This is a genomic window from Nonomuraea sp. NPDC049655 (genome assembly GCF_044465465.1).
In the GTDB taxonomy this organism is placed as follows: Bacteria; Actinomycetota; Actinomycetes; order Streptosporangiales; family Streptosporangiaceae; genus Nonomuraea.
In genome coordinates this window covers 289307-301081 of sequence record NZ_JBITLS010000010.1, presented here as the reverse complement: position 1 = coordinate 301081, position 11775 = coordinate 289307, and the positions used below count along the sequence as shown (strand labels likewise).

Annotated in this window: 11 protein-coding genes; 4 read left to right on the top strand and 7 right to left on the bottom strand. The window is 72.5% G+C overall.

Going from position 1 to position 11775, the window contains the following annotated elements; genetic code table 11:
* Nucleotides 1-17 precede the first annotated feature (17 nt).
* Nucleotides 18-1214, top strand: a complete 1197-nt coding sequence (gene ligD, locus ACIBQ6_RS31175) for a non-homologous end-joining DNA ligase (protein WP_358285356.1) — start codon at nt 18-20, stop codon at nt 1212-1214.
* A 21-nt stretch (nt 1215-1235) separates the two neighbouring features.
* Here ligD and ACIBQ6_RS31170 read toward each other — a convergent pair whose 3' ends face one another.
* The 3 genes from ACIBQ6_RS31170 to ACIBQ6_RS31160 form a co-directional block, all read right to left on the bottom strand.
* Nucleotides 1236-2654, bottom strand: coding sequence for an FAD-binding oxidoreductase (locus ACIBQ6_RS31170; RefSeq protein ID WP_358285358.1), 1419 nt, complete (start codon nt 2652-2654; stop codon nt 1236-1238).
* Nucleotides 2651-3277 (bottom strand): cupin domain-containing protein, encoded by a 627-nt coding sequence (locus tag ACIBQ6_RS31165; RefSeq protein WP_352356863.1) that lies wholly within the window; start codon nt 3275-3277, stop codon nt 2651-2653. Before ACIBQ6_RS31165 ends, ACIBQ6_RS31170 begins: the two co-directional genes overlap by 4 nt.
* 156 nt (nt 3278-3433) lie before the next feature.
* The gene (locus tag ACIBQ6_RS31160; RefSeq protein ID WP_358285360.1) at nt 3434-4321 is read right to left on the bottom strand and encodes an NAD(P)H-binding protein; all 888 of its coding nucleotides are present in this window, start codon (nt 4319-4321) and stop codon (nt 3434-3436) included.
* Between the two features lie 87 nt (nt 4322-4408).
* Here ACIBQ6_RS31160 and ACIBQ6_RS31155 point away from each other — a divergent pair, with 87 nt between their 5' ends.
* Complete coding sequence (locus tag ACIBQ6_RS31155) at nt 4409-6175, top strand: thiamine pyrophosphate-dependent enzyme (protein WP_397216187.1); 1767 nt, start codon at nt 4409-4411, stop codon at nt 6173-6175.
* 18 nt (nt 6176-6193) lie between these two features.
* Here ACIBQ6_RS31155 and ACIBQ6_RS31150 read toward each other — a convergent pair whose 3' ends face one another.
* Nucleotides 6194-6946, bottom strand: a complete 753-nt coding sequence (locus ACIBQ6_RS31150) for an IclR family transcriptional regulator (protein ID WP_397216185.1) — start codon at nt 6944-6946, stop codon at nt 6194-6196.
* Nucleotides 6947-7026: 80 nt separating this feature from the next.
* Here ACIBQ6_RS31150 and ACIBQ6_RS31145 point away from each other — a divergent pair, with 80 nt between their 5' ends.
* Complete coding sequence (locus ACIBQ6_RS31145; RefSeq protein ID WP_397216183.1) at nt 7027-8187, top strand: 4-hydroxybenzoate 3-monooxygenase; 1161 nt, start codon at nt 7027-7029, stop codon at nt 8185-8187.
* An 80-nt stretch (nt 8188-8267) separates the two neighbouring features.
* Nucleotides 8268-8573: a DUF6401 family natural product biosynthesis protein gene (locus ACIBQ6_RS31140; RefSeq protein ID WP_358285370.1), complete on the top strand. Its 306-nt coding sequence runs from the start codon at nt 8268-8270 to the stop codon at nt 8571-8573.
* Nucleotides 8574-8691: 118 nt separating this feature from the next.
* Here the strand turns inward: ACIBQ6_RS31140 and ACIBQ6_RS31135 are convergent, their stop codons facing one another.
* The 3 genes from ACIBQ6_RS31135 to ACIBQ6_RS31125 all read right to left on the bottom strand — a co-directional run bounded on the left by ACIBQ6_RS31135 (nt 8692) and on the right by ACIBQ6_RS31125 (nt 11614).
* A complete protein-coding gene (locus tag ACIBQ6_RS31135) occupies nt 8692-9552 on the bottom strand; it encodes a hypothetical protein (RefSeq protein ID WP_397216348.1) in 861 nt (286 codons plus the stop codon).
* A gap of 122 nt (nt 9553-9674) precedes the next feature.
* On the bottom strand, nt 9675-10241 hold the full coding sequence (locus ACIBQ6_RS31130) for a hypothetical protein (protein ID WP_358285374.1): 567 nt from the start codon (nt 10239-10241) through the stop codon (nt 9675-9677).
* Complete coding sequence (locus ACIBQ6_RS31125; RefSeq protein ID WP_397216181.1) at nt 10241-11614, bottom strand: NAD(P)/FAD-dependent oxidoreductase; 1374 nt, start codon at nt 11612-11614, stop codon at nt 10241-10243. The genes ACIBQ6_RS31130 and ACIBQ6_RS31125 overlap by 1 nt, the downstream gene beginning before the upstream one ends.
* Nucleotides 11615-11775: the final 161 nt, after the last annotated feature.

The window sequence follows — 11775 nt, the reverse complement described above, 5'->3', positions numbered from 1 at the left end:
CCGCGTATCGTGATCTCATGCCTGACATCGAGGTCGCGGGCCGTTCCGTCCGCGTCACCAGCCCCGACAAGGTGGTCTTCCCGCAGTCCGGCCACACCAAGCTCGACCTGATCCGGTTCTACCAGGCGGTCGGTGAGGCGGCGCTGCGCGGCGTGCACGGGCGGCCGATGGTGCTCAAGCGGTTCGTCCACGGCATCGAGCAGGAGGCGTTCTTCCAGAAGCGCGCGCCGGCCAAGCGGCCCGACTGGATCGAGGTGGCCGAGCTGCGCTACCGGTCCGGGCTGAGCGCCGAAGAGGTGGTCTGCACCGATCTGGCGCAGTTGCTCTGGGTGGTCAACCTCGGCTGCGTCGACCTCAACCCCCATCCGGTCCGCGCCGACGACCTGGCCAGGCCCGACGAGCTGCGCATCGACCTCGACCCCGTCCCGGGCGTCGGGTGGGCCGACGTGCTGGCGACCGCGCAGGTGGCGCGCGAGGTGCTGGCCGACCACGGGCTGGTCGCCTGGCCCAAGACGTCCGGGTCGCGGGGGTTCCACGTCTATGCCCGGATCGACCGGCGGTGGTCGTTCGCCCAGGTGCGCAAGGCGGCCGAGACCGTGGCGCGCGAGGTCGAGCGGCGGGCCCCCGACCTGGCGACCAGCCGGTGGTGGAAGGAGGAGCGCCACGGCGTGTTCGTCGACTTCAACCAGAACGCCTACGACCGCACGGTGGCCTCGGCGTACTCGGTGCGGGCGGTGCCAGACGCCCGCGTGTCCACCCCGCTGAGCTGGGAGGAGGTGCCCGGCTGCCGGCCCGAGGAGTTCACCGTCGACAGCGTGCCGAAGCGGCTGGCCGAGCTCGGCGACCCGTGGGAGGACATGGACCTGCACGCCGGGTCGCTCGACGGCCTGCTGGAGCTGGCCGAGGAGCTCGGGCCCGCGCCCAAGCCGCCCAAGGGCAGCGGGCGCAGGCAGCAGACCATGCCGGTCATCGAGATCGCCAGGGCCCAGCACAAGGAGGAGGCCCTGGCCGGCCTCGACCGCTGGAAGGCCCGCCACCCCGAGGTCGCGGCCCTGCTGGAGCCCGCCGACGTGCTGGTCGACGGCATGCGCGGGCGCAGCAGCGTGTGGTACCGGATCCGGGTCAACCTCCAGCACGTGCCGGAGGGCGAGCGGCCGGCGCAGGAGCCGCTGGAGGTCGACTACGACCCCTGGCAGGGCGCCGGCGGCCCCTGACCTCTCACCGGAGAGTGGAGGTCAGCGGCCCGAGACGAGGTTGCCGAGGCGGGCGTACAGCGAGGTGCCGGTGCCGCGGTCGTTCTCGTGGCGGTCGGCGGCCCGGAACAGCGTGTAGATGAGCTGCACGCCCGCCCACCGCAGCGGCTCCGGCTCCCACTGCCGCACCTGCCGGCCCACCCACGGCAGCGCCGTCAGCTCGGTGTCCCGCCGCAGCACCAGGTCGCGCAGCGTGCGCCCGGCCAGGTTCGTGGTGGTGACGCCGCTGCCGACGTACCCGCCGGCCCAGCCGAGCCCGCTCGCGTGGTCGAGATGCACGGTCGAGCACCAGTCGCGCGGCACGCCGAGCACGCCGCACCACGAGTGCTGCACCCGCGCGTCGGCCGCCGCGGGGAAGAGCTTCACCAGCATCCGCCACAGCAGCGCCACCGTCCGCGCCTGGGTGGCCCCCCGGCGATCGGTACGCGACCCGAACCGGTACGGCACCCCCCGCCCGCCGATCGCGATCCGGTCGTCGGCCGTGCGCTGGGCGTAGACGTAGGCGTGGGCCTGGTCGCCGAGCAGCTCGTGCCCGGCCCAGCCGATGTGCTTCCACACCTCGGCGGGCAGCGGCTCGGTGACGATCATGGAGCTGTTCATCGGCAGCCACTGCCGGTGCTGCCCGGCCAGTGACGCGGTGAAGCCCTCGGTGGCGCGGATGACGTAGTCGGCCGAGACGATGCCGAGCGGCGTGTGCGCGGTCGCCTTGCCGCCGCCCACGCGCGGCCGGATCTCGGTCACCGTCGTGCCCTCGAAGACGTCCACGCCCAGCGCGGCCACGGCCGAGGCCAGCCCGACGGCGAGCTTGGCCGGCTGCACGCGGGCGCAGTGCGGCGAGTACGCGGCCTCCAGCGTGCCCGCCACCTGGAGGCGTTCGCGCTGCTCGTCGCGGTCCATCAGCCGCATGTCGTCCTCGCCGTAGCCCCAGGAGCGCAGGTCGGCGACCTCCTCGCGGAGACGCCGCCGCTGGGCCGGGTTGGTCGCCACGTGCACGAGACCGCCCTTGTGCACGTCGGCGTCGATGCCCTCGGCGCGGGTGACGTCGATGACCTCGTCCACCGCGCGGAACATGGCGTGCTGAAGGTCGATCATGGCCTGCCGGCCGCGGGCCTGGGCGTGCCGCTCGCGGGAGCCGGCGAACTCGGCCGACAGCCAGCCGCCGTTGCGCCCGGAGGCGCCGAACCCGGCGAACTCCTTCTCCAGGATCGCGATCCGCAGGTCGGGCTGGGCCTTCTTCAGGTAGTACGCCGTCCACAGGCCGGTGTAGCCGCCGCCGACGATCGCCACGTCGTACTCGCGGGAGCCGGGCAGCGCGGGCCGCCTGGCGGGCAGGCCGATCTGCCGGTACCAGAACGAGACGCCCCCGTTGGCGTAGTCGTCGGTGAGCGGGATGCCTGTCATGACTGTTCTGCCTCCACGGCTGCTACGTGCCCCTCCGCTGATTCCCCATCCGCTCTGTCCCCGGCGGACGGGGTGGGCGGGCTGATCACCCAGAGCACCTCGGCGGTCTCGTCGCCGTCGTTGACCACCCGGTGCGGGACCGATGTGCGGTACTCCACGCTGTCGCCGGGCCCCAGCGGGTGCGCGGCGGCGGACCCGGCGGGGCCCAGCCAGAGCGTGAGGCTGCCGCGCAGCACGAGGAAGATCTCCTGCGAGTCGCCGTGCGTGTACGGCTCGTCGCCGGTGGAGGCGCCGGGGTCGAACTCGCCGGCGTACATCTCCACAGTGCGCAGCGGGCGCTGGGAGATCAGGAACTTGCGGGTGCCCGGCGCGGTGGCCAGCTCGGGACGCTCGGCGCGGCGCACCACGCGGTGGGCGGGCTCGTCGTCCTCGTTGAACAGGTCGGCCACGGTGATGCCGAGCGCGGAGGCGATCCTGCGCAGCATGCCGATGCTCGCGCTGGTCTGCCCGCGTTCGAGCTGGCTGATGAAGCTGGGGCTCGCCTTGGCCTCGCCGGCCAGGGCGCGCACGGTCATGCCGCGCATGCCTCGGTAGACCCGGATGCGGGTGCCCAGGTCCGTCATCGAACCTCTCGATCGGTCAGGCTGAACAAGTTGTTCAGTGACGGTACCGACGGCGGAGAAAGCCCAGCAAGAGGGGGGTGCCTAACGAATCGGTAACCGGTCCCAGCCGCGGGTCGGCGCGGATCGGCCGCGAATCGGCCGCGGATCGGCCGCGGGTCAGCCGCGGGTAGGCCGCTGGTAGCCCTCGTCGCCGCCGTAGACGCGCACCGATGGGTCCCGCTCGGGCTGCGTGGCCGGGCTGGTCGGCGAGGCGGTGTGCTCCTCGGCGAAGTCGTCCGAGGGCACGGGCGGCGGCGGGAACAGGTAGTCGTGCCAGGTGATCCGGCCCTTGGGGTCGGCCTCGGTGGTGAACGCGCCCGCGCGCTGCGCGGCGGCCAGCCTGCCCGGGATGCGCACCGGCAGGCACAGGCGGCGCAGGCGGCGGGCGTCCAGCCAGGTCCTGGTCAGCTCCTCGGTGCCGAGGACCTGCGGGCCGCCGTACTCGACGACGGCGCAGGCCGGGCCGCCGGCCAGCAGCGCGGCCAGGCGGCCGGCGACGTCGTCCACGTGCACCGGCTGCCACAGCAGCGAGCGGTCCATGGGCAGCACGGGCAGCGCCGCCAGGTCGCGCAGCAGCCGGTCCACCGACTGGTGGAACGGGGTGGCGCGGACGACCGTCCAGGCCATGCCGCTCTCCCTGACCAGCCGTTCGGCCTCCAGCTTGTGCCGGTGGCCGGGCGCGCGGTCCGCGCCGGCGATCGAGGGCAGCAGCACGTGCGAGGCCCCGGCCGCGCGGGCCGCCGCGGTCAGCGTGCGGGTGCCGGCCAGGTCCACCTGGGCGCGGCCCTGCCGGCCGCCGGTGGCCAGGTGCGCGACGGCCTCGACCTGCCGGACGGCCTCGGCGACGCCCTTGCCCGAGGCCAGATCGCCCCACACCCACTCCACGCCCCCGCGGTCCTCGTGCCGGGTACGGCTGAGCGCCCGTACCCGATGTCCCGCCTTGAGCAGGACGGGCACGAGGGCCCTGCCGAGGGTGCCGGTGGCTCCTGTGACCAGAATGCGCATGCCGGGTCCATACCCGCGAATCCCCAGAGATGACAATGATTTTCGTGACGAGGTCTGTGGACGGCGGTGCGGGGTAGAGCCGCCAATATGGCTCGTATCGCATCCGAATCCCTGATCGAACGGCTCGCCGAGTGGGGCGTGGACACCGTCTTCGGCCTGCCGGGCGACGGCATCAACGGCATCATGGAGGGGCTGCGCCGTCATCGTGACCGGGTGCGGTTCGTGCTGGTGCACCACGAGGAGGCCGCCGCCTTCATGGCCACCGGCTACGCCAAGGCCACGGGACGGATCGGCGTCTGCCTGGCCACCTCCGGCCCCGGCGGCATCCACCTGCTCAACGGCCTCTACGACGCCAAGCTCGACCACGTCCCCGTGCTGGCCATCACCGGCATGCAGGAGACCGCCGTGCTCGGCACCGGCTACCAGCAGGAGGTCCACCTCGACAAGCTGTTCGCCGACGTGGCCGAGTACAACATGATGATCACCAACCCGGCCCAGCTGCCCTCGCTGGTGGACCTGGCCGTCCGGACGGCCTACGCGCGGCGCGGCGTCGCCCACCTCACGCTGCCCAACGACATCCAGGTGGCCGACGCGGAGGAGGACCCGTACCGGACGGTCGCGCCGGTGCGCGCGCCGGAGACCGCGCCGATCTACCTGCGGCCCTCGGGGCTGCCGCGCCGGGAGGACCTGGCGCGCGCCGCCGAGGTGCTCAACGCCGCCGAACGGCCCGCCATCCTGGCCGGGCAGGGCGCGCTGCACGCCCGGCAGGAGGTGCTGGCCGTGGCCGAGGCGCTGGGCGCGCCGGTGGTCAAGACGCTGCCCGGCAAGGCGGTCGTCCCGGACGACTCGCCGTACACGACGGGCGGGATCGGGCTGCTCGGCACCAAGCCGAGCGAGGAGCTGATGGACGAGGCCGACGTCCTGTTCATGATCGGCACGAACTTCCCCTACACGAAGTTCCTCCCCGAGCCGGGCAAGGCGCGGGTGGTGCAGTTCGAGGCCGAGCCCACCAGGGCCGGGGCGCGGGTGCCGACCGACGTGCCCGTGGTGTGCGACGCCAAGGAGGGCCTGCGCGAGCTGCTGCCGCTGCTCACCCGGCGCGGCGGCGACGGACACCTGGCCAAGTACCAGAAGCTCATGGCCAAGTGGCGCTCCGACATGGACAGCCTGGAGAACCCCGACAGGGACCCGATCGCCCCCCAGTACGCCATGTCCGTCCTGGACGACCTGGCCGCCGACGACGCCATCCTGACCTGCGACAGCGGCACGATCGCCACCTGGGCCGCCCGCCACTGGACGATCCGCGGCGGGCGCGAGTTCTACCTGTCGGGCACGCTGGCCACGATGGCGCCCGGCCTGCCGTACGCCATCGCCATGCAGCACGCCTTCCCCGGCCGGCAGGTCATCGCCTACGTCGGCGACGGCGGCTTCGCGATGCTGATGGCCGAGTTCCTGACCGCCGCCCAGCACCGGCTGCCGGTCAAGGTCGTCATCAACAACAACAACTCGCTCGGCCAGATCCTGTGGGAGCAGATGGTCCTCGGCTACCCCGAGCACGGCGTGCGCTTCGCCCAGCCGGAGGCCGACTACTCGGTCTGGGCCAGGGCGTGCGGCGGGTTCGGCGCCAAGGTCACCAAATCCGGGGACGTGGCCGCGGCGATCAGGCAGGCGCTCGCCCACGACGGCCCCGCCCTGGTGGACGTGGACGTCAACCCGAACGAGCCGCCCATGCCCGGCAAGGTCTCCTACGACCAGGCCAAGAGCTTCGCCCAGGCGTTCCTGAAGGGGCAGCCGCACAAGGCGGCCATCGCGACCACCCTGTTCAAGGACCGGATCCAGAGGTTCACCGACTGATCGCCGTCCCGCGGCCGGTCAGGGGGCCCGGCAGGCGGCGGCGATCCGGGCGGCGGTCTCCAGCAGCGGGTCCACCAGCCGGGGCAGCTCGCGGGCGCGCCGCGAGGCCAGCACGATCCCCACGGCGGCCACCGCCCGCCCGTCCACGACGACCGGCGCCGCCGCCGAGCACGAGCCGAGCGTCATCTCCTCGTGCGTCAGCGCGTAGCCCTGCGCCCGCACCGTCGCCAGCTCCCTGGCCAGCCGGCCCGGCTCGGTGACGGTGTGCGGTGTGGGCCGTTCGAGCGCGCGGGCCAGGTACGCCTGCACGAACCACTCCGGCTCGAAGGCCAGCAGCGCCTTGCCCACCCCGGTCGGGTGCATCGGCAGCCGCCCGCCCGTGCGCGAGACGATGGGCACGGCCCGCCTGCCGTACACCTTGTCCACGTACAGGACCTCCAGGCCGTCGCGGACGGCGAGGTGCACGTTCTCGCCGGTGGTGGCGAACAGCTCCTGGAGCCAGGGGTGCGCGCGGCCCTGGAGGCTGCCAGGCGCGAGCTGGCCGAGCTCCCACAGCCGCAGCCCCACCCGCAGCCGCCCGTCGGGGGAGCGGCTGAGCGCCTGCCACTCCTCCAGCTCGGCCACCAGCCGGTGGGCCGTGCTCAGCGGCACCCCGCTCCGCCTGGCCAGGTCGGTCAGCGTGAGCTGCGGATGGGCCGCGTCGAACGCCCCCAGGATGGCCAGCACCTTGGACGTCACCGTCTGCCCCGGACGCCGGGCTCCTCCGGACATGACCACACTCCTGCGCACATCTTCCACTCAGTGGAAGAGGCTACTCGGCTCCGGGGGCAGGCAGGCAGCAGACTTCCCTCATGCGAACTCAGGTCGGGATCATCGGCGCGGGCCCCGCTGGCCTGCTGCTGTCTCATCTGCTCCACCTGCGCGGCATCTCCTCGGTGGTGCTGGAGAAGCGCAGCCGCGCCTACGTCGAGCGGCGGGTCCGCGCGGGCGTCCTGGAGCAGGGCACGGTGGACACGCTCGTAGAGGCGGGCGTCGGCGCGCGCCTGCTGCGCGAGGGCCTGCCGCACCACGGCATCGAGCTGCGGTACGGCGGCGCGGGCCACCGCATCGCCTTCGACAAGCTCGTCCCCGGCCGGGCCATCACCGTCTACGGCCAGCAGGAGGTCGTCAAGGACCTGATCGCGGCCCGGCTGGCGGCGGGCGGCGACCTGCGGTTCGAGGTCGAGGACGTCGAGGTGCACTCGCCGGAGTCCGAGCCGTACCTCACCTTCGGCGGCGAGCGGCTCGACTGCGACGTGATCGCCGGGTGCGACGGCTTCCACGGCGTCTCGCGGCCGAGCGTCCCGGACGGGGTCCTGGAGGTGTTCGAGCGGGAGTACCCCTTCGCCTGGCTCGGCGTCCTGGCCGAGGTGGCGCCGTCGTCGGAGGAGCTGATCTACGCCAGGACCGAGCGCGGCTTCGCGCTGCACAGCATGCGCTCGCCCACGGTCAGCCGTTTCTACCTGCAGGTCCCGGCCGACGCCGACGTGGCGCAGTGGCCCGACGGGCGCGTCTGGGCCGAGCTGAAGGCCCGCCTGGAGACCGTCCCGGGCTTCCAGCTGACCACGGGCGAGATCATCGAGAAGGGCGTCACGCCGATGCGCTCCTTCGTCGCCGAGCCCATGCAGTACGGGCGGCTCTACCTGGCCGGGGACGCCGCCCACATCGTGCCGCCGACCGGCGCCAAGGGGCTGAACCTGGCCGTGGCCGACGTCCGGGTGCTGACCGAGGCGCTGGCGGCGTTCTTCGAGCACGGCTCGACGGAGCTGCTCGACGGCTACTCGGCGGCGTGCCTGAAGCGGGTGTGGCGGGCGCAGCACTTCTCCTGGTGGATGACGACGCTGCTGCACACCTTCGACGAGGACGACGCGTACGGGCGCCGGCTCCAGACCTCCTACCTGGACTACGTCACCTCCTCGGAGGCGGCGGCGACCACGCTGGCGGAGAACTACGTCGGACTGCCCTTCGACTGAGTGCACGACCGAGCGCACGACTCACCCCGCCACCCGCCCCCCAGGCGGGCTGACCTCGGGCGATGCCTTAAAGTTGGCGCGTGGTTTTCGAGGAGGGCTGGGCGCATGCGCCCCTGCGGTGGTTGATGGACACGCTGGGCCATGCCCAGCTCGCCAGGATGGAGTGCGAGCCGGCGCTGGTCGCGGCCGTGGATCAGCACGCGGCGCTGCTGCGTGACGCGATCCCGCTCGACCGCGAGACCCTCGGCGACTATCTGCTGGGCTTCCTCGACGAGCTGCGCCACCGCGGCTGGATCTTCAGCGGCGACCACGACGCGCCCGCGCTGCGGCTGACGGCGGTCTGCTGGCTCGCCCGCGAACAGGGCTTCCTCGCCGAACCCGCCTGACCCCGCGCCGGACGTCCCGCGCTCAGACGGCCACCACCCGGCACCGGCCCCCGCTCACGCCGGCCGGCCGTCCGTGAGGGGTCCGCGTGACCGGGCGCTTGTCCCGGCCACACGGAGCTCAGCTCTCCGGCGGGAGGTCCGCGCGGGTCGCCCCGCCGGTCGTCCCGCCGGTCGGGCCCATGGTCGGGCCGGTCGGGCCGGTCGTGCCGGTCGTGCCGGTCGTGCCGGGCGCGCCGGGTGTGGTGCGGGCCGGTTCGGCGGGCCGGGTCATCGAGCGGGCGTCCTCACGCCCCCGCTGGTACGCCTCGGCGTGCGCCCTGGCCTGCGGCGCCTCCGCCTCGATCCGGCCGATCCAGCGCTCCCAGCGCTGCTGCATCGGACGGACGAGCCCGCCGCCGAGGCCGATGGCGATGATCGCGCCGATGGTGGCGAGCACGGTGATGAGCACCGGGGTCGTGACGGTCGTGGCGACGCCGATCTGGTTGAGCGCGGCGATGATGCCCAGCGCCCAGATGAAGACGGCCGCCGCGATGCCGAGCCAGCGCCCGTAGGACAGCCCGCCGAGCGCGCCGTCGACGAGGTCCCGGACGGCCCGGGCGATCGCCCCGGCGATCACGATGATCACGATGGCGACCACGGCCTTGGGCAGCCAGCCCACCACCCCGTTGAGCAGCGCCGAGATCGGGTTGGGCCCGAAGACGCTGAAGGCGATCTGCAGGGTGATCAGCAGGATCGCGTAGTAGACGAGCTTGGCGAGCAGCCCGCTGGCGTCGTACCGGCTGCTTTCGAGCCAGCGCTGCACGCCGCTGCGGTGTACCGCCCGTTCGAACCCGACGCGGTCCAGGATCTTGTCCACGAGCTTCTGCAGCGCCTTCGCCACGATCCACCCGATGATCAGGATCACCAGGAACGCGACCAGCCTGGGCACGAACGTCGCGACCTGTCGCCAGGCGTCCGTCAGGCCTTGGCCAATATTGATGTCCACGGTTTCCTCCAGGACGAGGAGCCTATGGAGTCGCGGTACCCGGCCGACCTGGGACTATGCACGTATTGCTACCAAATTTTCGCACAGTGTTACATTTGTACAAGTGTGCGCAGGGGTCAGTAGAGCCGGCGCAGGTCCATCTGGAAGTTCTGGTGCCAGGTCTGGCCGCCGTCCACGGTGGTCTCGCCGATCTCGTGCCAGGTGGTGCCGGTGAACGTCAGCGTGTAGCGGCTGGTGTAGGCGGGCGTCTGGAGGCTCCACTCGAAGGTGTCGTCGCCGACCACCGGCACCACCGTGGTGACGTAGCCGCGCGAGAACGCCTCCCAGCGGTACTGGCCGGTCGCCTCGGAGTAGTTGATCACCGCCAGGGCGCTGTCCACGATCGTGCGCGGGTCCGCCTTGTCGCGGCCCTGCCCCTCGACCGAGATCACCAGGTCGCCCGCCTGCCAGCGCACCCGCTCGGTCTGCAGGAACTCCTGCCGGGTGCCGGAGGGCGTGACGGTCCAGCCCGCCCCCGCCCACGTGCCGATCATGAACGACAGCCGCCGCATGGCCTCCGCCTGCCCGGCGAACGCCTGCCCGCCCGCGGCCGGGGCGGGCGTCCGGGCAGCCGTCGCCGGGGCGGGGGAGAGCAGGGCCGCCAGTAAGGCGAGCGGCAGGAGCAGGCGGACCAGTGACTTCATCAAGGCGTCCTCGTCAGTGAGCGGCTGATGCCGAGCCGGGGGTGAGCGGTCAGGTAGAGGCCGGTGGCGGCGTCGTACAGGTCGTTGGCGTCCATGCGCATGGGGGCCAGGGTGCTGCCGGCGGGCGTGACGTTGCGCAGGGCGCGCAGCCCCGCGTCGTGGGCGGCGGTCACCAGCTCGCTCATCGGCGCGGTGCCGCCGGCGGTGGTGGCGTCGGTCAGGTCGGACAGCCCGGCCGTGATCGCGGCGAACGCGTGGTCGGACGCCCCGCCCCTGATCAGGTGCTGGGCCAGCCAGAAGTAGCTGGCCCGGCCGCGGTACTGCCGGTAGACCGAGGAGACCATGGTCAGCAGCCGCTGGTAGGCGTTGTGGTACAGGGACTCGTAGAAGCCCAGGGCCTCCTGCTCGCTCACCTCGCCGCGTTCGGTGGCCGTGATCGAGGCCGCGGCCAGCAGGGCGCTGTACATGGCCAGGTGCACGCCGGTCGACAGCAGCGGGTCGAGGAAGCAGGCGGCGTCGCCGGCGATGCGGTAGCCGGGGCCGCAGAAGGAGTCGGCCACGTACGAGAAGTCCTGCTCGACGCGCACCGGGCCGGTGAACCTGCCGATCAGCCCCGCCACGGTCGGCGACTCGGCCACCACCGCGTGGAACATCTCCTCCGGCGACCGGTAGTGGGCGCGCCGCTCCAGGAAGCGGGTCTGGTGGGTGACGAAGCCGACGCTGAACACCTCGCCGCGCAGCGGGATCACCCAGTACCACCCTTCCGGTGAGGAGATCACGTTGATGCCGCCGCCCGGCGTGTCGGGAAGGAGTTCGCCGCCCTGGTAGTAGCCCCAGATGGCGACGTTCCTGAAGACGTCGTGCGGGCGTCGGTCACGGAAGTGCTGCGCCGACAGTACCCCGGCGCGTCCGGAGGCGTCGACCACGTGATCGAAGCGCTCCAGGCCGCGGTCCCACTCGGCGGCACGGGCGCGGCCGTCCTCGAACAGCACCCGCCTGACCCTGGCCCGCTGGATCACCTCGACGCCCTGGGAGGCGGCGTGGTCCAGCAGCACCTGGTCGAAGTCGTCCCGGTCCACCTGCCAGGAGCGCACCTCGGGGCCGAAGGTGGCCGCCCAGTTCACCGTCCAGTCGCGCTCGGCGCCCCAGCGCAGCAGCAGGCCCTCCTTGACGGGATAGCCGCGCTCCTCGATCTTCTCGTGCGCCCCGGCGTAGTCGATGATCGTCCGGCAGGACGGCGAGACGGACTCGCCGATGTGGTAACGCGGGAAACGTTCGCGTTCCAGGAGCCGGACGTCCATTCCGTTGCGGGCCAGCAGCGTCGCGGCGATCGAGCCCGCCGGGCCGCCGCCGATCACTAATACCTTGGTCATCGCGAGCCCTTCCGATAATCGATACGTATTACGCAGTGACGGGCCCGGCGTGCGGGGCCCAATACGTAGGCCGATACGTATATTCCGGCGTTATTCTGGACCGCCGGCCCGGCCTGTTCGATGATGCGTCTGAGTTCCGTTCCGTCTTTCTTCAAGGAGCG